Annotated in this window: 20 protein-coding genes; 7 read left to right on the top strand and 13 right to left on the bottom strand. The window is 61.0% G+C overall.

Translation table 11 applies throughout. The features are described 5' to 3' along the window. Window positions 1–2 precede the first annotated feature (2 nt). The 6 genes from glcE to dctP form a co-directional block, all read right to left on the bottom strand. Window positions 3–1070, bottom strand: coding sequence for a glycolate oxidase subunit GlcE (glcE, locus tag ACFC20_RS11795; RefSeq protein WP_375193176.1), 1068 nt, complete (start codon window positions 1068–1070; stop codon window positions 3–5). Beyond that, the gene (locus ACFC20_RS11790) at window positions 1063–2535 is read right to left on the bottom strand and encodes an FAD-linked oxidase C-terminal domain-containing protein (RefSeq protein WP_375193175.1); all 1473 of its coding nucleotides are present in this window, start codon (window positions 2533–2535) and stop codon (window positions 1063–1065) included. The genes glcE and ACFC20_RS11790 overlap by 8 nt, the downstream gene beginning before the upstream one ends. Before the next feature lie 107 nt (window positions 2536–2642). Next, window positions 2643–3068 (bottom strand): heme-binding protein, encoded by a 426-nt coding sequence (locus ACFC20_RS11785; protein WP_375193174.1) that lies wholly within the window; start codon window positions 3066–3068, stop codon window positions 2643–2645. A gap of 18 nt (window positions 3069–3086) precedes the next feature. Beyond that, window positions 3087–4622, bottom strand: a complete 1536-nt coding sequence (locus ACFC20_RS11780) for a TRAP transporter large permease subunit (RefSeq protein ID WP_375193173.1) — start codon at window positions 4620–4622, stop codon at window positions 3087–3089. Then, the gene (locus ACFC20_RS11775; RefSeq protein ID WP_375193172.1) at window positions 4619–5329 is read right to left on the bottom strand and encodes a TRAP transporter small permease subunit; all 711 of its coding nucleotides are present in this window, start codon (window positions 5327–5329) and stop codon (window positions 4619–4621) included. Before ACFC20_RS11775 ends, ACFC20_RS11780 begins: the two co-directional genes overlap by 4 nt. 101 nt (window positions 5330–5430) lie before the next feature. Further along, window positions 5431–6456, bottom strand: coding sequence for a TRAP transporter substrate-binding protein DctP (gene dctP / locus ACFC20_RS11770; protein ID WP_375193214.1), 1026 nt, complete (start codon window positions 6454–6456; stop codon window positions 5431–5433). A gap of 373 nt (window positions 6457–6829) precedes the next feature. On the opposite strand from dctP, the gene ACFC20_RS11765 reads away from it, so the two are divergent. The 6 genes from ACFC20_RS11765 (at window position 6830) to astE (ending at window position 12076) form a co-directional block, all read left to right on the top strand. Next, window positions 6830–7588: an FCD domain-containing protein gene (locus ACFC20_RS11765; protein ID WP_375193171.1), complete on the top strand. Its 759-nt coding sequence runs from the start codon at window positions 6830–6832 to the stop codon at window positions 7586–7588. 154 nt (window positions 7589–7742) lie between these two features. Beyond that, entirely contained in the window at window positions 7743–8513 is a 771-nt protein-coding gene (locus tag ACFC20_RS11760) for an ABC transporter ATP-binding protein (protein WP_375193170.1), read from the top strand. 101 nt (window positions 8514–8614) lie between these two features. Next, window positions 8615–9367 (top strand): transporter substrate-binding domain-containing protein, encoded by a 753-nt coding sequence (locus tag ACFC20_RS11755; protein WP_375193169.1) that lies wholly within the window; start codon window positions 8615–8617, stop codon window positions 9365–9367. A 50-nt stretch (window positions 9368–9417) separates the two neighbouring features. After that, window positions 9418–10122, top strand: coding sequence for an ABC transporter permease (locus tag ACFC20_RS11750; protein WP_375193168.1), 705 nt, complete (start codon window positions 9418–9420; stop codon window positions 10120–10122). A gap of 15 nt (window positions 10123–10137) precedes the next feature. Continuing rightward, the gene (locus ACFC20_RS11745) at window positions 10138–10860 is read left to right on the top strand and encodes an ABC transporter permease (protein ID WP_091990895.1); all 723 of its coding nucleotides are present in this window, start codon (window positions 10138–10140) and stop codon (window positions 10858–10860) included. Between the two features lie 160 nt (window positions 10861–11020). Then, on the top strand, window positions 11021–12076 hold the full coding sequence (gene astE, locus ACFC20_RS11740) for a succinylglutamate desuccinylase (RefSeq protein WP_375193167.1): 1056 nt from the start codon (window positions 11021–11023) through the stop codon (window positions 12074–12076). 16 nt (window positions 12077–12092) lie between these two features. Here the strand turns inward: astE and ACFC20_RS11735 are convergent, their stop codons facing one another. After that, complete coding sequence (locus ACFC20_RS11735) at window positions 12093–15119, bottom strand: efflux RND transporter permease subunit (protein WP_375193166.1); 3027 nt, start codon at window positions 15117–15119, stop codon at window positions 12093–12095. Continuing rightward, window positions 15119–16297 (bottom strand): efflux RND transporter periplasmic adaptor subunit, encoded by a 1179-nt coding sequence (locus tag ACFC20_RS11730; protein WP_375183408.1) that lies wholly within the window; start codon window positions 16295–16297, stop codon window positions 15119–15121. Before ACFC20_RS11730 ends, ACFC20_RS11735 begins: the two co-directional genes overlap by 1 nt. A gap of 166 nt (window positions 16298–16463) precedes the next feature. Between ACFC20_RS11730 and ACFC20_RS11725 the strand changes: the two genes are divergently transcribed. After that, a complete protein-coding gene (locus tag ACFC20_RS11725; protein WP_375193165.1) occupies window positions 16464–17099 on the top strand; it encodes a TetR/AcrR family transcriptional regulator in 636 nt (211 codons plus the stop codon). A 3-nt stretch (window positions 17100–17102) separates the two neighbouring features. On the opposite strand, the gene astB is transcribed toward ACFC20_RS11725, so the two are convergent. Genes astB through ACFC20_RS11700 form a run of 5 tightly spaced genes read right to left on the bottom strand, consistent with a single transcriptional unit; the run spans window position 17103 to window position 23264 of the window. After that, window positions 17103–18443, bottom strand: a complete 1341-nt coding sequence (gene astB, locus ACFC20_RS11720; RefSeq protein ID WP_375183397.1) for an N-succinylarginine dihydrolase — start codon at window positions 18441–18443, stop codon at window positions 17103–17105. Between the two features lie 14 nt (window positions 18444–18457). Continuing rightward, window positions 18458–19933 (bottom strand): succinylglutamate-semialdehyde dehydrogenase, encoded by a 1476-nt coding sequence (astD, locus tag ACFC20_RS11715; protein ID WP_375183398.1) that lies wholly within the window; start codon window positions 19931–19933, stop codon window positions 18458–18460. Continuing rightward, window positions 19921–21024, bottom strand: coding sequence for an arginine N-succinyltransferase (astA, locus tag ACFC20_RS11710; RefSeq protein ID WP_375183399.1), 1104 nt, complete (start codon window positions 21022–21024; stop codon window positions 19921–19923). The genes astD and astA overlap by 13 nt, the downstream gene beginning before the upstream one ends. Beyond that, a complete protein-coding gene (locus ACFC20_RS11705) occupies window positions 21021–22040 on the bottom strand; it encodes an arginine N-succinyltransferase (protein ID WP_375193164.1) in 1020 nt (339 codons plus the stop codon). Before ACFC20_RS11705 ends, astA begins: the two co-directional genes overlap by 4 nt. A 9-nt stretch (window positions 22041–22049) precedes the next feature. Continuing rightward, window positions 22050–23264: an aspartate aminotransferase family protein gene (locus ACFC20_RS11700; RefSeq protein ID WP_375193163.1), complete on the bottom strand. Its 1215-nt coding sequence runs from the start codon at window positions 23262–23264 to the stop codon at window positions 22050–22052. Window positions 23265–23603 lie beyond the last annotated feature (339 nt).

Below are 23603 nucleotides of genomic sequence, written 5' to 3'. Positions count from 1 at the left end.
AATTACAACCAGCTGTATAAACGTCCGGGATTGAAAATATTGTCCGGATCAAACGCGTTCTTGATGCGACGCTGAATACCTTTCAGGGCCTCCGGCTGGTGGTGCATCACCTCGCCCGAGCGGTCTCCGCCCCGGAACAGGCTCACCTGGCCGCCCGCCGCCCGCGCCGCGGGCTCCAGGTCCTTCAGCTCGCCTGCACCCCGGAACCAGCGTTGTGAGCCGGCCCAGTCGATAAACCAGTGGCCCTCGAGGTCCGGGGTCCGGGCGGTTGAGCCCACCGAGAAACGCCAGAGGGGCACGTCGTTACCGGCAAAAAAGTCGTGTTGCAGGTCCTGAACCTGACGCCAGAACTGGTCGCCATTCTCCAGTACTTCTCCGGACCACTTGTCCGCAGTGGCCTCCACCGCTGACTTTGCACCGGAAAGCCGCAGGTATACCTTGCCGTCCACCCAGCAGGCTGCAGTGATCGGCTTGGGCTCGGCGGCCCGGCTGTTCATGTAGTGAACCACCTCGTCCATGGCCATCTCCTGGACCAGGGTGACGGAGGCCGCCGGCCCGGGCATCACTTTCATACTGATTTCGGTGATGACACCAAGGGTGCCCAGGGCTCCGGCCTGAAGCCGGGAAACGTCGTAACCGGCCACGTTCTTCATCACCTGACCACCGAACCGCAAGTGTTCGCCCTTGCCGTTCAGCAGGCGAATGCCCAGCACCTGGTCGCGCACCGAGCCTGCCCAGGGGCGTCCCGGGCCGGAAAGGTTACAGGCCAGGGTGCCACCGATGGTGGAAGCCGCACCAAAATGCGGGGGCTCAAAATGCAGGCACTGACCCTCTTCGGCCAGGGTGGCCTCTATTTCGATCAGTGGCGTTCCGGCGCGTACGGTCAGCACCAGCTCCACCGGGTGATAATCAACGATGCCGGTGTGCTCGCCCACGCTGAGGGTTCCGGCGTCTGGATCGGCTTCCCGGCCCATGAAGGCCTTGGTACCGCCGCCAACGATATTCAGTTTGTGCCCGCTGTCCCGGGCCTGGAGCACCTGCTCCTTGAGTTGTTGGGAAATATCAGCCATGGGCGGCTTCCGTATGCTCGTGCGTGTGTTGTTTGTGCTCAAGGGAACGGTATTCCTGACAGAACCGCAGGGCAGGTACGCCCTTGCCGGGGTTCAGGATACCGGCGGGGTCAAACGCCGCTTTCACGTCGTGGAACTGCTGCAGCTCCTCATCGTTGAACTGCACGGCCATCTGGCGGATCTTCTCCACGCCCACACCGTGTTCGCCGGTGATGCAGCCGCCCACTTCCACACACAATTCAAGAATCCGGGACCCGAACGCTTCGGTGCGCTCGAATTCGCCGGGCACGTTGGCGTCAAAGAGGATCAGCGGGTGCAGGTTACCGTCGCCGGCATGGAACACGTTGGCCACGCGCAGACCAAACTCGTCCGACATCTTTTCCATTTCGGTGAGCACATGGGCAATCTCACGGCGGGGAATGGTGCCGTCCATGCAGTAATAATCGGGAGAGATCCGGCCCACCGCCGGGAAGGCGGACTTGCGCCCTTTCCAGAGCAGGGCGCGCTCTTCCTCGCTGCGGGAAGTGCGTACCGAGGTGGCTCCAAGCTTGCGGAACACTTCCTCCGCCTGGGCGATGTGCTCATCCACCTCTTCTTCGGTGCCATCCACCTCGCACAACAGCAGCGCCTTGGCATCGCGGGGGTAACCGGCCCGGGCGAAATCATCCGCCGCCACAATTGCGTGGCCGTCCATCATTTCCAGACCACCCGGAATGATGCCATGGGCGATAATCCCGCCAACGGCATCGCCGCCTTTCTGAACATCATCAAAACCGGCCATGACCACCCTGGCCACTTCCGGTTTGGGCAGCAGTTTTACCTTCACTTCCGTGACCACGCCCAGCAGGCCCTCCGAGCCGGTCATCAGGGCCAGAAGATCCATGCCACAGCTGTCCAGGCCGTCGCTGCCGACGGTGACCACATCACCCTCGGCCGTCACCATCTCAACGCTGAGGATGTTGTGAACCGTCAGGCCGTACTTGAGGCAGTGCACGCCGCCGGAGTTTTCCGCCACGTTGCCGCCGATGGTGCAGGCAATCTGGGACGAAGGATCCGGACCGTAGTACAGGCCGTACTGCGCAGCCTCCTCGCTGATGGCAAGATTGCGAACGCCCGGCTGCAGGCGCGCCGTGCGGGCCAGCGGGTCGATTTCAACAATGCGATTGAACTTGGCCAGCGACAGTACCACGCCCTCCTTGTTGGGCATGGCGCCGGCGCTGAGACCGGTTCCCGCGCCCCGGGCCACCACCGGAATCCCGTGCTCATTGCAGATGCGCATAACCCGCTGCACCTGCTCGACGGTCTCTGGCAGCACCACCAGCAAAGGCATCTCGCAGTACATCGACATGCCATCGCATTCGTAGGGCTTCATGGTTTCGTCATCGGTGATGACAAAGGCCGGGTCGATAAACGCCCGGAACTGCTCAGCCAGCTCGCCTTTGCTGACTTTCGGCTTGGTATTCATGACACTCACTAACCTTTGAGCTCAGGGCCCAGGCTGAAGTTCAGGCCCGGAGACCGGGCTTCGGGCCTGAATGACGCTGGATTTGGATGACTTCTATGTGACAGCCATTAACCGCGTTTGGTTTCAAAGTGGTCCAGTCCGGCCTGCGCGCAGTCCATATCCTGCTGCGGCGTGCCGGAACTGATACCGATACCACCTACAACCTCGCCGTTGACAATCACCGGCAGACCACCGCCCACGGAGCTGATGCGCCCGCCCACTTCGGTATGGATACCGAACGCCAGGCTGCCAGGCACGTTCACCTTGTTGTAGTCGTGGGTGGCCTTCTTCGCGGCCGCCGCCGTGAACGCCTTGTCCTGCGCGATGGTCACGCTGGTGATCTTGCCACCATCCATGCGCTCGAAGGCGATCAGGTTGCCGGATTCGTCCACCACGGCGATGCACATGGGCACACCGATGTCGCGGGCCTTTTCGGCGGCGCCTTCAATAAGGATGCGGGCATCCGCCAGGTCCAACCGATTGATTGTCAACATTGCGTTTCCTCCTGAAAATTAACCGTAAGCGAGATTTGGCAGCCACGTGGTGATGGCCGGGAACAGGATGCAGAGGAATACCCCGAGAGCCTGGATCGCAAGGAATACCAGGGACGACTTGAAGATCGTGCCCATGGTGATCTCCGGCGGGCACACGCCGCGGATGTAGAACAGCGCATAACCGAAGGGCGGGCTCAGGAACGACATCTGCATGTTCACCAGATACAGCACCCCGAACCAGAGCACCACATCGTCGCCCTCCACGCCGGGCAGGCCGAACAGACCCGGGAATTCCAGCGCCTCGACAATAGGAATGAAGATGGGTACTGCCAATAGCAGGATACCGACCCAGTCGAGGAACATACCGAGCACCACCAGCAGGATCATGAGCAGGAGCAGAATGCCATAGGCACTCAGGCCGGTGCCGAGGATGGATTCGGTAATGAAGTCCTGACCACCCTGAAGGATATAGAAGCCCACGAACACCGACGCACCGAACATGATCCAGAGCACCATGGCAGACGCCTTGGCGGTAGTGATTGACGCGTCCCGGAGCGTGGCGATGGAGAAAACCTTGTGCTTCATCGCCACCAGGATGGCGCCAAAGGAGCCAATGCCTGCGGCCTCAACCGGCGTCGCGATACCACCAAACAGCAGACCGAGCACCAGGAACACCAGTACCAGCGGTGCAATCAGGTCCTTGAGCAGCAGGAGCTTGTCCTTGAGTCCGATACGCTCTTCCTCGGGAATGGGTGGTCCCAGGTCCGGATTGATCTTGGCGCGCATCCACACATAGAACACGTACAGGCTCGACAGCAGAATGCCCGGGATGACCGACCCGAGATAGAGCTCACCCACCGACTGCTGGGCCACAACCGCGTACAGGATCGCCAGGATCGAGGGTGGTATCAGGATACCCAGGGTGCCACCGGCCATGATCGAGCCGAGGGCAATCTTGTGGTCGTAATTGCGTTTGAGCATCGCCGGCAGCGCAATGATACCCATGGTAACTACGGCGGCACCGATAACGCCGACCATGGCGGCCAGCAGCGTGGAGGCGACGATGGTTGCAATGGCCAGGCCACCGCCAACACCACCCATCCACTTGTAGACCACGTTGAACATTTCCTCGATCAGCCCTGCCCGTTCGAGCATGGCGGCCATGAAAATGAACAACGGAATCGCTGCCAGATCCGAGTTGGTCATCATCGGGAAAATCCGGCTCGGGATGATGTTCAGCATCAGCGAATCACCCACGAGATAGATGAACACGACCCCGAGGCCACCGGTCACGAACGCCAGCGGCAGGCCCATCATCAAAGCGATGAGCAGGGACCCGAACATCAGGTAGGTCAGCGGCCCGATTTTTACATCGGACAGAACACCCGCCAGCTTGAACAGGAATTTTTCGTCACTGAACGGGTCGTAGAACAGGATGTTGATGAACTCAACACACATTACAAAGGCTAGGGCTACCGTGGCGATGATCATCAGCCAGGTGCCGAGCTTGCCCTTGAGGTTAGAGGAGTTTTGACTGGTCACGGTAGTACTCATGCGTGTTGCTCCCGGCCGAGCCTGACGAACAGGGCAATGTCCTTGATCAGTTTGGACAGACCCGCCAGGGTGATCAGAACGGCGCCCAGCAGCATCATGGCCTTGACCGGCCAGTACTGGATGCCCCAGGTTTCCACGGTGCGCTCATCCATGGAGTAGGAATTCTGGAAGAACGTCCAGGAAGTGATGATCAGTGCCACCGAGAAGATGAAAAAGAACATGGAAGTGAAGATGTCCATACCCACCCGGCCACGGACCGGCAGCAGGTTATAGACCACATCCACCCGCACGTGGGCACCGTGCAGGAAGGCGAAGGCGCCCGCCAGGAGGTACTGCATGCCGAACAGCAGGAAGCTGGCCTCATGCACCCATATGGTGGGCATGTTGAAGATGTAACGCATGACCACTTCGAAGAAATAGAACACCACGGCATTCACCGTCCAGAAGGAAATGAACACCCCGGATTTCTCGCTGATCCAGTCGACGACGCGGGTAAACCAGTTCTCGTAGTCGGACTCGATCTTCTTGGACATCTCAGCTTCAATCTGCTGAAGCTTTTCATTGGCCTCGGCGTTCTTGTCGACAGCCTGCACGCCACGCCCGCTGGACCACCGGTCCCAGGCCATCATCAGAAGCGGCATGATGGCCAGCCAGCCCCAGTAGAACCAGTGCGGCAGCACGAAGCCGAAATTGCTCAGATCAGACATAGTGTCTTCACCTCAGTCACAGCGCGGGGAAGGGAGAAAGCGCCTTGCCCAAGGCGCTCCCTGCCCTTCCCCGCTATTGAGTTGTTGTTGGATGAATTTTGTTATTTGACGCCAGCGGCCTTGAGGTCTTCCTCGTCCACGTAGCCTACGGTTTCGTTCATCATGTACTCGAGCTGCATGTCGAAGATGGCTTTCGCGTCTTCGTTCTTGTTAGCCCAGTTGTACCAGATGGGAATCGCAGCCCGACGGAACTCCTCCAGATCAGCCTGGCTCAGGCGGGTAACCTGGTCGCCATCGGCCTTGAACTTCTCCATGGCTTCGATGTTGCGCTTCTGGATGGTCAGGTAGTGCTTCTGGGAATAGTTGCGCACTTCGTCCTCAACCAGCTGCTGCAGTTTCGGATCCAGAGCTTTCCAGGCCCGCAGGTTCACGGTCAGGTCCATCAGGTCAACAGGCTGGTAGATGGACATTACGCCGGGAGGTCCGAAGATGATGTAGTCGGTCACCTGGGAGAAGCCGAGCTCATAGTTCACAGCCGGGCCAACGTAGTCGGCAGCGTCAATGGTGCCCTTTTCCAGCGCCGGGAAAATATCCGAGCCAGGCAGGCTCACGGTGGATACGCCGAACTGCTGGAACACTTCCGCAACCATGCCACCCGGAACGCGGATCTTCATGCCCTTTAGATCGTCAAGGCTGTTTACCGGCTTCTTGGAGTGGATGATGTTGGCGTCGTGCTGAATCGGGCCAACGTAGAACAAGCCGTACTTTTCGTAGATTTCGCGGGTCTTTTCCAGCATGCCCATGGAGTAGAACATGGTGTCCCACTGGTGGGGCTGGTCAGGACCGGCGGGGTAGGAAGACAGGAACACGGAGGCCGGGATCTTGCCGGACCAGTAAAGGGTGAACGGGTTCATACCCTGCAGTACGCCGTTGCGCACGGCATCGAACAGGGCGTTGTTGTCCGCTGCTACTGCCTTGGCAGGGTACGGCTTGAAGATCAGTTCGCCGTTGGACTTCTCTTCAATGCTGTTGCACCACTCCTCGAACAGGTCGTAGCCGACTGTACCGGCATCCCACACGGACTGGATCTTCCAGGTGGTGGCGGCCTGGGCCTGGCCCGCGCCCATCAGCATCGCACCGGCAAACGCCGCGCCTACCGCTGCAGTCTTGAGGAAATTCCTGCGAGGTGGGGTCTCGCCGGTGTCACAGTTATTCCGGATATTATTCTTCGAATTCATCGAAACGTCTCCGTTGGCTTTGTTGTTATGAGCTTCATAGCAACGCCGACCAAAGCCGGCATTAGACAGATATTCGTAGCCAATCCGGTTTTAGTCCAGTTCGGGAGCCACTGGTCTGACCAGTTTTTCAAGTATTAAAAATGGACGAAATCCGCCGAATCGGCCATATTTAACGGGCTTGGACGCAAATCTGTAGGCAATCGGATCAACAGGAAAGCACACCACCAACTGGTCAGACCACAACACACAGACAGGCATCCAAATGGCGATTTCCCAGGAAATTTCATATCGGCTTGAGCGTCTCATCCTCGACGGCGGGCTGGCTCCCGAGCAAAAAATCCCTTCGGAACGCCAGTTGGCGACCCGACTGGGCGTGTCCCGGGCGGTAATTCGAGAAGCCCTGCACGAACTCCAGGGGCGCGGGGTCATCGAGACCCGGCATGGCAAGGGTTCCTTCGTGGCGAGCATCGTTCCGGGCGCCAGCGAGCTGGGAGAACAAAGTCCTTTAATGCATCTTTTCGAAGGCCATCCGCGCACCCTGTTCGATCTGCTGGAAGTTCGCGAACAGCTGGAGGGTCAGGCAGCCTACCTTGCCGCCCAACGGGCGACGCGCATGGACCGACACCGCATCACCAAGGCCTTCCAGGCCCTGGAGGAGACCGACCCGCTGAGCAACGCCAAACCAGACCACGGCTTCCACCTGGCCATTGTCGAGGCCTCTCATAACCCGGTGCTGGTGCATGTTCTGAACAGCCTGAAGAATATGATGCTGCTGACGGTCCAGGCATCCGTGGCCAACCTGAACCCGCGGGAGGAGATGCGCAAGAAGATCGTGCGCCAGCACCGGCAGCTATACGAGGCAGTGATCTCTGCCAAGCCTGCCGCTGCCCAGAAAGTGGCCATGGCCCACGTGCGGTTTGTCAGCGAGGCCATGAGGGATATGGAAAAGCAGGGCAGTACGCTGATCCGGCTGCCACTGGCCGACGAATCCTCCGCCCGGCTGGCCCGTGCCGGCAGTTGAGAATGGCAAAACGCTTGCATTGATCACCTGTTGCACCACAATGACAGCCAGCGAACGGGTGTGGCGGAAGGCGAGCCCCGTGAACGGGGTATTGATTTCCACCGCCACAGTCCGTAAAACATGCGCCTTTGAATGACAGCCTCAGGAGCCACCCATGGCGGACCAAGCGCCGTTGATCTGCAGGGATATTCACAAAACCTTTGATCAGCTTGAAGTACTCAAAGGTATTTCGCTGGAAACCCGCAAAGGCGACGTCGTTTCCCTGATCGGCAGCTCGGGTTCGGGCAAGAGCACGTTCCTGCGCTGCATCAACCTCCTGGAAACGCCCACCTCCGGCGACATTATCGTGCACGGCGACCCAATACGGTTCACCACCAACCGCAGGGGCGAGCGCATTCCCGCCGATAACAAACAGGTGGAGCTGATCCGCGCCAAGCTGTCCATGGTATTCCAGAGCTTCAATCTCTGGTCGCACATGACGGTTCTGGAGAACATCATCGAAGCCCCGGTTCACGTGCTCAAGGTACCAAAGAAAGAAGCCATTGAGCGCGCAGAGGCCTACCTGAACAAGGTCGGTATTTACGAGCGCAAGGACTACTACCCGGCGCAGATGTCGGGGGGGCAGCAGCAACGGGCCGCCATTGCCCGCGCCCTGGCTATGGAGCCGGAGGTGATGCTGTTTGATGAACCCACCTCGGCGCTCGACCCCGAGCTGGTGGGCGAGGTGCTGAAAGTCATGCAGAGTCTGGCCGAGGAAGGCCGCACCATGATCGTGGTCACCCACGAGATGGCGTTTGCAAGGGATGTGTCCACTCAGGTCCTGTTTTTGCATCAGGGCGTGATCGAGGAACAGGGTACGCCCCAGAAAGTGTTCGAGAACCCGGATTCGGAACGGATGAAACAGTTCCTGGCTCCAAAGTTCTGATACGCGGTGCTATCTTGAACCGGTGAAGAAATAAAAAGAATGGAACCAAAAGTTTCCGTCAAAAATAAAGCCCAAAAGGCAAACCACTGGAGAAGTGACACATGAAAAAACTGATTGTTGCAGCCAGCTGTGCCCTCGCCCTGGTGACAGGCGCGACCCAGGCCCAGGAGCGCGATCTGCGCATTGCCTTCGACGTGCCTTACGAGCCGTTTGAATACAAGAATGAAAATGGCGAGCTGATCGGCTTCGAAGTGGAGCTGGCCGAAGCCATGTGCGAGGAAATGAACGCCAACTGCGAATTTGTCATCCAGGCATGGGACGGCATGATCCCGGGTCTGCTGGCACGAAAGTTCGATCTGATCATGTCTTCCATGTCGATCACCCCGGAGCGCGCCGAGCGGGTGCTGTTCTCCGAGCCTTACTACAACACCCCAGGCGGCTGGTTCGCCCGCGAAGGTTTCAGCACCGACGTCACCGACAGGGACGCCATGAAGGGTAAGATTGTCGGCGTTCAGCGCGGCACCACCATGGATACCCACGTTACCGAGAACATGGGCGGTATCGTTACCATCAAGCGTTACACCACCGCCGACGACATGGTGCTGGACCTTGAAGGTCAGCGTCTGGATGTAGTCTTCGTGGACTACCCGGTCGGCGAGCAGACCATTCTCACCAAGGAAGGCTTCAAGGAAGTCGGTGAGCCGGTCAAGCTGGGTGAAGGCGTTGGCGTTGCCATGCGCAAGCGCGATGCCGATCTGGCAGAGGAAGTGAACGCTGCCCTCGCCACGTTGAAGGAAGACGGCACTTACGATGCCATCATGAAGAAGTACTTCAACTACGACATCAAGATGTAAATCTGAGTCAGGGCGGCCCGCCGGGCCGCCCTCTCTGACCGGACGTTTTCATGCTCGATCTCAAAGGCTACGGCCCGGCCCTGATGGACGGCGCGGTAGTCACCATTGAACTGGCTTTTCTCTCGCTTGCGCTGTCAGTGGCTCTCGGGCTTCTTGGTGCCTCGGCCAAACTGTCCCAGAGCCGGGTCGCGAAGGGGATTGCAACCACGTACACCACCCTGATCCGGGGCGTTCCGGATCTGGTCATGATGCTGCTGTTCTATTACGGCGGCCAGGTGGCTGTGAACATGCTCTCGGATTATCTTTGGGCCACCTACGACATCGATTTTTTTTTCCAGTTCGATCCGTTCATCTCCGGTGTGGTTACCATCGGCCTGATTTTCGGCGCCTACATGACGGAAACCTTCCGGGGCGCCTTCCTGGCGGTGGAATCCGGACAGATCGAGGCGGCGCGGGCCTATGGCTTCACCCGCCTGCATACGTTCCGCCGCATCATGCTGCCCCAGATGCTGCGCCACGCCCTGCCGGGCCTGGGTAACAACTGGCAGGTTCTGCTGAAAACCACCGCTCTGGTTTCCATTATCGGCCTGACAGACATGGTGCGGGTGGCCGAAGAAGCGGCCAAGGCCGAGCGCATGCCGTTCCATTTCTTCATCCCGGTGGCGTTTGTTTACCTGGCCCTCACAGCCGGGTCTGAACTGTTTATCAAGTGGCTCGATAAGCGGGCCAACGTCGGCGTGGTTCAGGGAGGATAAGTTATGCCGGAATTCATCCCTGATTTTATCGTGCAGTGGCTGAACCAGAACGAAATTTTCACAGCCATGACCATCATGGAATACTGGAAGGGCCTGGTGAATACGGTTCAACTGGTTTTCCTGTCGCTGGTGATCGGGCTGTTGTTTGCCGTTCCGCTGGCGATCCTGCGGACGGTGAAGAACCCGCTGGTTTCGGGGCCAGTGTGGCTTTACACCTATCTGTTCCGCGGCACACCGCTGCTGATCCAGCTATACATCATCTATTACGGCATTGCGCAGATTCCCGGTATCCAGGAGACCTTCTGGTGGGAGATTTTCCGGGAGCCGTTCTACCCTGCCCTGCTGGCCTTTGCCCTGAATACCTGCGCCTACACCACCGAGATTATCCGGGGCGCCATTGTGTCGACGCCCCACGGTGAAATTGAAGCGGCCAAGGCCTATGGCATGAACTGGGCGATGCGCATGCGGCGCATCATTCTGCCCAGCGCCGCACGGCGGGCGGTGCAGGCCTATTCCAATGAGGTGATCTTCATGCTGCACGCCAGCGCCATTGCCAGCGTGGTGACCATTGTGGATCTCACCGGGGCAGCCCGGAACATCTATTCGCGGTTCTATGCGCCGTTTGATGCGTTTATCTTCGTGGCGCTTTGCTACATGGCGCTCACCTTTATTCTGGTGTTCGCGTTCCGCAAGCTGGAAAACCACCTGTTGCGGCATCAGCGGCCGGTTACCAGCTGAGCCCGTCACAAATTTTTCCCTTGTGCCCGGGCAGGCAGGGTATTGCCTCCCGGGAAACGCTACGAGCACATCCATGTGCGCTTGACTGAAGCCATCCATGGCTTCAGACATTCCCGGGAGGCAATACCCTGCCCGCCCCCAGACCTGGTTCGGGGATTCTATGTCGGTAAAACAGGACCTTTTCGGAACGCACTCTGACTGGCTTACACACACCCTCAACAACGCCGTAGCCGGACTTCCGGAAACCAAAACCTATCTCCCCGATGGCACCCGCATCATCCGCAAGGCCGTTGGTGTTCTGGACATCACGCCGCCCGCTGGCCGAGCGAACCCGAATTCCGAGGCACTCATCGTCTCCGCCGGTGTTCATGGCAATGAAACTGCACCCATTGAGGTGTTGAACGGGCTGGTTTCCGAGCTGATTGACGGGGCCTGGACGCTGGCATGCCCGGTTCTGCTGATCCAGGGCAATCCGCAGGCGATGGTGGCCGGGGAGCGCTTTCTGGAGGTGAACCTGAACCGGCTGTTCGATGGCGCCCATCAACGGAGCGAGTACGATGGGCTTGCCGAGGCGGCGCGGGCGAAGTTCCTCGAGGGGGCCTGCCGACAGTTCGCCACCGCCCATCCGCAGGCGCTGTACCACTACGATCTGCACACGGCGATTCGTCCGTCCCATCGGGAGCGGTTTGCGCTGTATCCGTTTGTTGAGGGGCGTACTGTGCCAGCCGACCAGTGCGATTTTCTGCTGGAGGCGGAGGTGGAAACTCTGCTGCTGCAGCACAAGGCGGGTACGACGTTTTCGTCGTTCTCGTCGTCGCAGCTGAATGCCGAGAGTTTTACCGTGGAGCTGGGTAAGGTGCGGCCATTTGGCCAGAACGATCTGCAGCGTTTTTCAGGCATCCGGGATGCGCTGCGCCGGCGGTTCCGGGGGCAGGCGGCGCCCTCGCCTCAGCCCCCGTTCGATCAGTTGACGGTGTTCAAGGTGGTGCATGAGATTCTGAACACCGGCAGAAACTTCCGCTTCCACGTGCCCGACAATGTCGCCAACTTTACCGAATACGCGCCCGGCACGGTGATCTGGGAGGATGACGCTACCGAGTACCGGGTCGGTGATTCAGCGGAGGCCATCGTGTTTCCCAATCCGCAGGTGCCCGTCGGCCACAGGGTTGGCTTGATGATCCGTCCCAAAACGGGGTCAGATGAAAACCTCATCTGACCCCAATTTCAGCAGTTCAGGCCGGGGCGTTCTCCGGCTCCGGGACACTCACCTTAATGAGGCGGGTGCAGACCGCCGGAATCACCAACAGGGTCAGTACGGTGGACGCCAGCAGCCCAGAGATGATAGCCCAGGCCATGGGCGGCCAGAGGGTGGAGCTGGAGAAGGCCAGCGGCAGCAACCCGGCCACGGTGGTGGCGGTGGTCAGCAGGATCGGCCGGGTGCGCTGTTCGACCGCAGCACGCACCGCCTCCAGGATGTCCTTACCCTTTTCCAGTTCCCGGTCCATGACGTCCAGCAGGACGATAGCGTTGTTCACCACAATACCCACCAGGGCAATCACGCCCAGCAGCGACTGGAAGCCGAACGGCGATCCGGACAGCACCAGGCCAGGGAAGATACCCACCGTCGCCAGCGGCACCGTCAGCAGGATAATGCCCACCCGCCGGAACGAGTTGAACTGCAGCAGCAGGAAGAACAGCAGCAACAGCATGCCAATGGGTGCGGCCGTCAGCAGCGCCGAGTTGGCGTCGCCAGAGCCTTCGGCGTCACCGCCCATGGCCAGGCGGGTGCCCGGCGGCAGCGGGTTTTCCTCAAGCCCCGCGTACAGGCCGTCCAGGGCCTGGCTGAAGCTGTAGCCGGTTTCCAGGTTGGCGGTCACCGTGTTCATCCGCACACCATCACGCAGGTAACGGGCCGCGGGCTCCCAGCTGGTATCCACGGTCGCCACCGCCGAGAGCGGCACGGCATCGCCGCGGTCGTTGTAGATGTTGACCGATAGCAGGCGGGACAGTGACAGGGACGTGCCCTCCCGGGAACGCAGCACCAGCGGGATGGGGTCGTCCTCCTGCCGGTAGCGCTCGGCCACCACACCAAAGCTCTGGCCGTAGAGGCTCTGGGCAACGTCTGCCCGGGTCAGGCCGTAGCGGGCGGCGGTGGCATCGTCCACGTTGATGGCAATGCTGGGCACTCCGATGTCCAGATCATGGCGCACGTCCACGGTACCCTCGACATCCCGCAGTATGCGGTAAATCTGTTCCACCGCTGCAACGCGGGTGTCATCGCTGGCATGGTAAACGCGAACTTCCACCGGTGCAGCCCTGGGCGGCCCCTGGCCGAGAATGCCAACGGTCACGTCCAGCTCGGGCATTTCGTCCTTCACATGGGCCCGGATCCAGCGAATCATGCCGGTGGTGTCTTCCAGTGTCGGGGTGGTGACCACCAGCCGCGCCCTGTTCGGAGCCTGGGGCGCGCGCTGGAGGTTGTAATAGAACGACGGCCCGGTGAAGCCAACGAACCGGTGCACCTCAAGTGCATCCGGCTGTGAGCGGATCATTCTCTCCAGCTGTTCCGCCGCCTCGGCGGTACGCGCCTGGTCCGTGCCCTCCGGCAGGTACACTTCCACGATGACCCGGGGTCGGTCGGCGTTGGGGAAAAACTGCTGGGCCATGAAGGGCGTCATGGCCAGGCTGACGATTACCAGTAAGGCACCGGCAGCTATCAGGCGGCCAGGGTATTGGGACACCAGTCGCCCGAGAAACCTGGCCAGCCCGAGCAGCCGGTCCTTGCCGGCCTTTCGACGCGGTTTCAGGAACCGGGCCGCGAGCAGCGGAACGGCGGAGATCGCCAGCAGGTAACTGACCGACAGGGTCAGCATGATCATCACCGGCACGCCCCGGGTGAAATCAGCGGCGCCGCCCTTGGCCAGCAGCAGGGGGGCGAAGGCCGCCAGCGTGGTGCCGGTGGAGGCGCCAAGCGGTCCGGCCAGCTCTCCCACTGCCTTTTTCAGGGCATCCAGGCGCCGCACGCCATCGTCAAGATGGCCCTGTATGTTCTCGACTATCACGATGGCGTTATCGATCAGGATGCCCAGGGAGATGACCATGCCAATCACTGCAATCTGGTGCAGTACGCCGCCACCCAGGTCGTACAGTCCCACGCTGATCAGCGCCACCATGGGCAGGATCGAGGCCACCAGCAGGCCCATGCGAATGCCCATGCCCGTGAACACCACGGCCACGATAATCAGCACCGACAACACCAGGCTCCAGGCCAGGTTGTCCAGGCGCTCCTCGACCTTGTCCGGCTGGAAGAACATTTCCCGGATCTCGTAGGGGTCAAAGTCCGGGCGGATCTGCGCCATGCGCTCCCGTACCCGTTGCCCGAACCGGATGGCATCGGTATTGCCCTCTTCCATGATGATCGACACCAGCACCACCCGCTCACCGTTGTACCAGGTTTCCGGTTGGCGCGGTTCCGCCGGGCCACGCCAGACCTCGGCGGCAGCGGCCAGCGGCACCTGGGAGCCATCGGGCAGCTCGATGGGCGTGGCGCGGATGGCGTCAATGTCGGCGAACTCACTGTTCGGCAGCACAGACAGGCGGCGGCCATCCACCACCACAAAGCCTCCGGGAATTGTCTGGTTGCGGCGGGCCAGGGTGTCGAGCACCCGGGCCGGCGAAATGCCAAGCCGGTACAGGGCGGCATCGTCCAGGGCCAGCGTGATCTGCTCGTCGGCGTCGCCCTCCAGCTCAATGCGGGAGACCCCGGGCAAGTCCGAAAGGTTCTGTTTCAGGCGTTCCGCCACAGTGGACAATTCGGTCACCGAGGGGGAACCGCCCACGGCCAGGACAATCGCCGGAATATCAATCAGGCGGTCATCAAGCGCCATTTGCCCGACGTCGTCCGGGAAGTCCTGCCGGGCCCTGTCCATGGCCTGGCGTACCCGGTCCCAGGCCGGGTCTGTGTCGTAGATATCGTCGTTCAGGCGCAGCCGCACCAGCGCCACGCCGGTGCGGGCCGTGGACTGGGTGAAGTCCACCTCTTCCACCTGCCGAAGTTCGTCCACCAAAGGCCGCAGCACCAGTCTCTCGACCGCATCGGCGCTGGCACCCGGGTAATTGACGCTGATCAGCCCGGCCCGATAGGGAAAGGACGGGTCCTCTTGCCGGGGCATGGTGCTGTACGCGGCCACCCCCAGAAGGCACAGCATGGTCACCACCATGCCCAGCAGGCGCTGGCAGTTCAGCAGCCGGTGGGTCATCAGCGCACCTCCACGGCATCACCGTCTGCGAGGCGTGTCATGCCCGCGTAGACCACCTGATCCCCCGGGTTCAGTTCGCCTGAACGAATCACCACCCGCTCGCCAACCACCCGGTCCACCTCAACGGCCACCCGGCGGGCCTGCTTGTCACGAACGCGGTAGACACTGGTACCGTCGGCGTGACGCACCACGGACAACAGGGGTACCGTGAGGCCCGACGGCCGCACCGGGGTGATGCCCACCTCAACGGGCTCGCCGGGCTCCAGGGTATTAACCGGCAGGCTCACCAGAACCGGATGCAGCTCCCCTCGAACCGCGCCGGCCTGGGCAATCTCAACCACGGAGCCGGTCTGGGGCGGCTGGCTGCGGTCCTGCACCGACCAGACCGGCAGGGTTTGCTCCAGGCTGACATGGTCCAGCAGATAGGCCGGCACCCTTACCTCCACTTCACGACCCTCGGGTGAGGACAGCCGCATCACCGGCTGACCGGCCGCCACGAATTCGTCTCGCTCCACCAGCAGGGCTTCGACCCGGCCGGAAAATGGCGCCCGCAGGCTGCTCTCCTCGAGCAATCGGGTCGCCTCGGCCAGCGCCGCCTTGGCGGTGGCCACGCTGGCCTCCAGTGCATCCCGACGGGCCGCCAGTTGCTCTAGGCCCTGCTCAGAAACCACCCCACGCTCGTGCAGACGACTGGAACGCTCCCACTCGCGCTCCGCCTGGCGGTACTGGGTGCGGAGCTCTTCAAGACGGGCCAGTGCCGAGTCCCGGGCAGGTTCGAGGGCCGGATTGTAAACCCGCGCCAGCACCTCGCCAGCCTGGACCTTCTGCCCCAGCTCAACCGCGCGTTCCCGGAGGGTACCGCTGACCTGGAACGTCAGGGTTGCCCTCTGGGTGGCACGCACAATTCCCGAGAAACGCAGGGGCAGGTCACGGTTCTCTCCACCAGTAGCCCCACCGGTAGCCCCACCAGTAACCCCACCGGTAACCTCGGCTACACGTACCGCAACCGCAGGCTCCTGGGCCTCGGACGACACGTCGCTGACCTTGCAGCCGGCCAACAGGAGCGGGATGACCGCCAGGGCAAGGACAAGAGCTTTGAGTCCGGGCCGGAGGCCGGGATCCTGGCGAGAGGAGAGCGGAGGGACTGGCGTTGAGAGATCGGTAGAGAGAGGTGTCATGATTGGTCCTTCCATCCGTGTTCGGGTGATTGGCCGGGGACCTGTCCATAGCAAACCCGGCGACCTTTCTCGACATAATGTCACTCTTTGACATTTTGTCAATAATCGGGTTTGATTCAACTTCAGGTATCATGACCAGGCCGATACCACCTAACCGGATGATGGAATGAGTGAACCGCTGAAAACCCGCCGGGAGCGGGAGAAACAGGCACGCTACGACACAATTCTCGACGCTGCCGAACTGGTCTTTGCGGAAAAAGGCTACGAACGCACGTCCATGGATGACATCGCCCGCACGGCCAGCCTCAGCCGCGCGCTGCTCTATGTGTACTTCAAGGACAAAGCCGCCATCCAGAGAGGCATCATGCTTCGCGCCGGGCACAGCCTGTTCCGGCGGTTTGAGGAAGCCCGACAGACCGCCGATACCGGCCTGGCACAGATTCGGGCCATGGGTGAGTCGTACTATCGCTTCTATCTGGAAGAGCCGGACTATTTCTCAGCGCTTACCAAGGCTTCCACAGCCATGGCCGAGGCCGATGAGAGCCAGGCCGAAGAAATGCTCTGCTCCAAATCCGATCTGATGGCGCTGATGGTGGGGGCGATTGAACTGGGGCTGGAAGACGGCACCATGAACCGGCAGCGCATCTCTGATCCGGTACAGACGGCACTCTATCTGCGAGGTGCCCTGCACGGCGTGATCCTGCTGTGCCAGGCGGAGATGGGCGAAGGCAATCCGCAGTTTCCCGGCGATCAGCTGATCCGCCACACCATGGATATGCTGACCTCGTCCATCACCGCCTGAGACCTACAACTGGAAGTCGTAGATCGAACCCAGTCCCATGATGCCGGTCAGCTCGTCCAGTGCCTTGCGCACCTCGTCCAGGAGCATGGGGTCGGCCAGGTCCTCCTGGCTGAGCTGGTCCCGGTAGTGGGCCTCGACCCAGAGGGTCAGGCGATCGTAAAGCTCGTCGGTGAGAATCACGCCCCGGTTGATGGCACCGAGTTCATCGTCATTGAGCACCACCCGTAGCCGGAGACAGGCCGGCCCACCGCCGTTGCGCATGGACTGCTTGACGTCGAACACCTCTACCGAGGTAATGGGCCCACCCGACTTAACCAACTCATCCAGGTAACGGCTGACAGACGCCACCTCCCGGCATTCTCCGGGCACGGCCAGCAGCATGCCGTCCGGCGTGTTCAGCAACTGACTGTTGAACAGGTACGACGCCACCGCATCCTCGATTGGAACGTCGGCGCTGGTGACCCGGATGGCTTCCAGCTCGGCGCCGGTCAGCCGCTCACGGATATCCGCCAGCACCCGCTCCTCATCCAGAAACGCCATCTCGTGGAAGAACAGGGTGTTGCCGTTACCCACGGCGATTACGTCGTTGTGGAACACACCCGCATCGATGGCGGCGGGGTTCTGCTGGGCAAACACCGCGTTCTGGTCCCTCAGGCCATGGAGCCGCGCCACCGCCTGTGAGGCCTCGAGGGTTTGCCTGGCCGGGTACTTTTCCGGCGCGGGCGCCTGCTCGTTGAAGGCGATCTGCCCGTACACGAACAGCTCGACACCGGGCTCACCGTAACCGGCGCACAAGCGGGTGTGGTTGGCGGCGCCCTCGTCGCCAAAATGGCTGACCGACGGCAGCGCCGGATGATGGGCAAACCGGGTCTCATCAGCAAAAATCGACTTGAGCGCCCGCCCAGTCACCGCGTGCTCAATGGAGCGGTGGAACTTGGCACTCAGATTGGCCGGGGTGAAATGCACCCGATGGTCCGAGGTGTCGGCACTGGGCGATACCGTGGCCGCGTTGGCGGTCCACATGGGCGACGCCGACGACACCGCTGCCAGTATGGACGGACAGGATTTGGCCGCCTGTTCCAGCACCCGGGCGTCCGGCCCCTGGAAACCCAGGGCCCTCAGGGTAGGAATGTGAGGCCTCTCATGGGGCGGCAGAACACCCTGCACATAACCCCGGTCCGCCAGTCGCTTCATCTTCGCGAGCCCCTGCAGGGCGGCTTCCCGGGGATTGGAAACGGCATGAACGTTGGACTTCGAGGCCACGTTCCCCCAGGACAGCCCGGCGTAGTTGTGGGTTGGCCCCACCAGGCCGTCGAAATTGGCTTCTACCGCGTGTTTTGCCATGGCAGTCGGTTCCGTCAGTCAAAGTTCAGGCCGGGCGCGAGACTCTCCGGCAACTCGCTCTTGCCGGCCTCCAGGGAAGCCATGGGCCAGGCACAGTAGTCGGCGGCGTAGTAGGCGCTGGGGCGGTGATTGCCGCTGGCACCCACGCCACCGAAGGGCGCCGCACTGCTGGCCCCTGTCAATGGCCGGTTCCAGTTCACAATACCGGCGCGCACCTCTTCCACCAGCCGGTCGTAAAGCTTGCGATCGTCGGTCAGGATACCGGCTGAAAGCCCATAGCGTGTGTTGTTGGCCAGTTCCAGGGCGTCGTCGAAGCTCTTGTAGCGATAGACCGTGAGCAGCGGCCCGAAGAACTCTTCGTCCACTGTCTCGACCCCCGTGGCATCAATAATGCCCGGGGACAGCAGGCCGGTATCCGGCTTCAACTGCTTCATCTCGAGCAGCGACTGACCACCCTTTTCAAGCAGGCTCGATTGGGCCGCCAGAAGCTTTTGCGCCGCTTCCGGCGAAATCACCGACCCCATGAACGGCTGGGGATCGGCATCAAACTCGCCCACCTGGATCCGGGAAGACACTTCCACCAGGCGATCCAGGAAGGCATCGCCCTTCTTCCCCTTGGGCACCAGCAGACGCCTGGCGCAGGTGCAGCGCTGGCCGGCCGACAGGAACGCCGACTGCAGGGCGTGATGGACGGCACCATCAATGTCGTCAACATCCTGCACGATCAGCGGGTTGTTACCGCCCATTTCCAGCGCCAGGATTTTCTCGGGCTGACCGCCAAACCGCTGGTGCAGCAGATGGCCCACGGTGGAACTGCCGGTAAAGAAAAGACCGTCAATCGAGGGATGACTGGCCAGGGATTTACCGGTTGCCGAGGCGCCCTGCACCAGGTTGATAACACCGTCCGGAATGCCGGCTTTTTCCCACAGGCGCACCGTCATCTCGGCAACGCCGGGCGTCAGCTCGCTGGGTTTGAAAACCACGGTGTTACCAGCCAGCAGGGCCGGCACTATGTGGCCGTTGGGCAGGTGGCCGGGAAAGTTGTACGGGCCGAACACGGCCACTACACCATGGGGACGGTGCCGCAACACCGCGTGACCACCCGCCACATCCGACTCGGATGTACCAGTACGGTCGTTGTAGGCCTTCACGGAAATACCGATCTTGCCAATCATGGCGGCCACTTCGGTGCGGGATTCCCAGAGCGGTTTGCCGGTTTCAAGCCCTATCTGGTGGGCCAGTTCCTCCTTGTGGGTTTCCAGCAGTTGACCGAAGGCCTCCACCACTGCCTGGCGCTCTGCGAAACTCTTGCGCTGCCACTTCAGAAAGGCGTTGCGGGCCTCACGAACCGCCGCGTCGACATCCTCCAGGTTGGCGCTTTCGCCGTCCCAGAGGGTCTCACCAGTGACAGGCTGGACCGATTCGAATACCGGGCCGTGGCCCTGGAGCCAGAGCCCGTCAATAAACAGTTCGCCGGTCAGTTTTGCCATTTCGATCCACCTCCCTGAAAAGAGCCTTTATGAATGTGTTTGGGCAGCGGCCCTGAATCTTTCAAGGGTGCAAGCCGCACCGGATTGCCCGACTCTATCTGCAGCGCTTCGGCCACCTCCGGCGGCAAACTCACGGTATCCGGGCCGATGCACTCCAGCGGGATGGTGGTCACCCGGAAATCCCGGACGGAGCGGTTCGAAACCATGGCCCGCTCACCGGCCGGCACGTCCAGATTCACCGGTTTGCGAGTGATCATCGCATGACGATTCACGGCCTCCCGCACGGTGCGAATGTTGTCGATAAACGCCTCCACGACAGGGCCACCGTCGAAAATGTCCACCATCCCGTTAAAATTGAAACCCTCTGCCTGAAGCATCTTCAGCGCCGGCGCGGTGTTCTCGTGTACGCGCCCGATGACTGCACGGGCCGATTCCGGCAGCATCGGCAGGTAGATGGGGTATTTCGGCATCAGCTCGGCGATGAAGGATTTGTTGCCGAGGCCGGAGAGCATGTCGGCCTCGGTAAACTCCATATCGAAAAACTTGCTGCCCAGTGCATCCCACAGCGGGCTTCGCCCCCCGGCATCGGAAACACCGCGCATCTCGGCGAATATCTTCTCCGAGAAGTGCTTGCGGAACTCATCCAGATACATGAATCGGCACCGGGACAGCAGCAAACCGCTGCCGCCGCCCTTGTAACCGTCGGACAGCAGGAGGGAGCAGATCTCGGTGTTGTCCGTCATGTCGTTCGACAGGTGCAGGGTGGGCGTTCGCACGTGCACGCCCAGCTCCCGGGAGGCGTTCACGGTGACGCTCAGGCGGTAGTTGTAGAAGACTTCCTCAAGACCCACCCGAGCCTGTATGCCGCTGATGCCCACGGTCTTTTTCCGCTCTGTGTCTTCCAGCGCAAAAAGATAGAGGCCCGCTTCCGGGGCACAGCGCTGGCTGAAGGTATCCCGGGCGTGATTGATTTTTTTCTGCAGCAGGTCCCGGTCTGCCGGTAGCGTAGTCAGGCCCTTGCCGGCGTTCTGTGCCATGGCGTACAGATCGTCCAGGTCGTTCTCCTGCAACGGGCGAATAAGCAGCGTCATAACGGTGCGATCCTTACCCGGTCTCCCGAGGTTCGCTCCAGCCGCTTCCAGGTGCTCACGGGCACCTTCACGGCACCATCCAGTGTTTCCGACAGGTTGCTCAACGTGCATCGGAACGCTTCGCCTTCACCACCGGCGATAAGGCAGGTTTCTCCCGAGTCGTCGTTGGCGCCGTGCAGCTCGGCCTGATGGCTGGTTACCAGGGTTCTCAGGCTATCGGTGCGCGCCTCCAGCACCGGACCGGCATCGAAGATGTCCAGGTAGCAACCGGCCTGGAAACCCTCGCGTTGAAGCAGCTCGAAATTGCCCACCGTCACCGGGTGCGGCTGGCCCATGGCGGCCTGGGCGTCCTCACTGAGCAGGGTGACGTAGATCGGATTGGGCGGCATCAGTTCGGCAATGAAGGTCTTGCTCAGCTGCCCCGAATACTGATCGGCGGTTTCGAAATCCATGTCGAAAAAGTGCCGGCCCAGACTGTCCCAGAATGGCACGCTGCCATCGTCGCTCTGTACGCCCTGAATCTCCACCGCCACCCGATGGGTAAACCAGTCCCGGTGTTCGGCAATAAACAGGATCCGGGCCCGGGACAGCAGCTCAAAAGCATCGCTGCCGCGCAACTCCGGTCGAATGGAGAACGAACACAGCAGGGTGGTGTCGGTCAGCGAATGGGACGGGTACAGCACCTCAACCCGACGTGAAACCCCGAGCTCATGGGAGGCATGAATCAGGGCATCACGGCGGTAGTTGTAAAAAGGCTGACCGTTACCGGCGCGGGCGTCGATACCGGCAGTGCCGGCAATCTCGCCGCTCTCGGTGTTTTCCAGCACAAACAGGAACCGGGGCGGATCGTCGTCGATACCGATGCGCCCGGCAAACGAAGCCTGGGAGTGCTCGATCTTGTAGGCCAAGGCGTCGCCCTGCCGGGGCAGAGTGGAGGAAAGGCGGGCGCCCTGGGCACCCGCAATGTCGAGAATCCGGTCCAGATCATCCGGCTTTGCCGGACGCACCAGCCACATAGGAACTCCTTAGGCTGTGAGTTTCTTTACCGCTGCTTCAAACCGCTGCAGAGCTTCGTCCAGATCCGACTCGGGAATGATCAGCGATGGCGCCAGACGGATCACATTGGCACCGGCCACCAGCACCATCACGCCCTCGTCGAGGCCGGCGTTCAGGAACTCCTTGGCCTTGCCCTGCCACTGTTCGGTGAGCACGCAACCCAGCAGCAGGCCACCGCCTCGAACCTCACTGAACACACCGTAGCGTTCGCCGATGTCCATCATGCCTTTGCGCAGCTTGTCAGACCTCGCCTTGACGCCCTTGAGAATCTCCGGCTGGCTCACGATTTCCACTACCCGTTGGGCAACGGCGCAGGCCAGGGCGTTACCGCCATAGGTACTGCCGTGGGTACCCACCCCCAGGCTGGCCGCCACCCTGGCCGTGGTCAGCATGGCTGCCACCGGGAAGCCACCACCCAGTGCCTTGGCGCTGGAGAGAATGTCCGGCTCCACGCCGTACATCTGATAGGCATAGAGGTGGCCGGTCCGACCCACGCCAGACTGCACCTCATCGAACACCAGCAGCGCATTGTTGTCGTCGCAGAGCTGGCGCAGCCCCTCGAGGAACGCAGGGTCAGCGGGCATGACACCGCCCTCACCCTGGATCGGCTCGACCACCACCGCGCAGGTCTTTTCTTTGGAGATCAGCTTTTTCACCGATTCCAGATCGTTGAACGTGGCGTGGTGAATACCGCCCGGTGCCGGCTCAAAGCCTTCCAGGTACTTGGGCTGGCCACCCACGCTCACGGTAAACAGGGTGCGGCCGTGAAACGAGTTGGTAAAGGAGATGATTTCATTTTTCTCCGGGCCGTAGTGTTCCCAGGCGTAGCGACGGGCCAGCTTGAAAGCGGCCTCGTTGGCCTCGGCACCGGAGTTGGCAAAAAACACCCGCTCGGCAAAGGTCAGGTCGCACAGGGTTTTCGCCAGGCGCAGGGCCGGCTCGTTGGTCATCACGTTGGACAGGTGCCAGATCTTTTCGGCCTGATCCTGCAAGGCGCCCACCAGTCCCGGATGGGAATGGCCAAGACAGGTCACCGCGATGCCACCCTGCAGATCGATATACTCGCGCCCTTCCTGATCCCAGATACGGGAGCCCTCGCCCCTTACCGGAATGATCGCCCCGGGGGCATAGTTGGGCACCATGACTTCATCAAACAGGGAGCGGCTGACGGGTTCTCTATTCATAGATCTCTCTCGGCGAAGCGGCTAAACGTATAAACATAGACGAGTGACCGCACCGGACAAGTAAGTAGGTGTGCGGACCAAAGCTTTGCCTTCATGATACGCCAGTCCAGACACGGGCACACCCTGAAGCGGCACCGGGATTAGGACGCTGGCCAGGCGCTGGAGCCCGACACTGTATTTTTTAATGCCAAGATACTGAAACCCGACAAACGCTGATCTATTCTTTCTTTCAACAACACTCGAATATTTGTTTGGACATAAAGTTACCTATTCCAACCGGTAGTGGAGTTATGGTGATTTCTGGTGTATGGAAGCAGGTTGAAGGGGTGGCGTATCCTG

It is taken from the genome of Marinobacter sp. (assembly GCF_041984545.1).
GTDB lineage: Bacteria > Pseudomonadota > Gammaproteobacteria > Pseudomonadales > Oleiphilaceae > Marinobacter.
The sequence above is the reverse complement of the archived record's forward strand: the minus strand, read 5'-3'. Positions and strand labels throughout refer to the sequence as shown.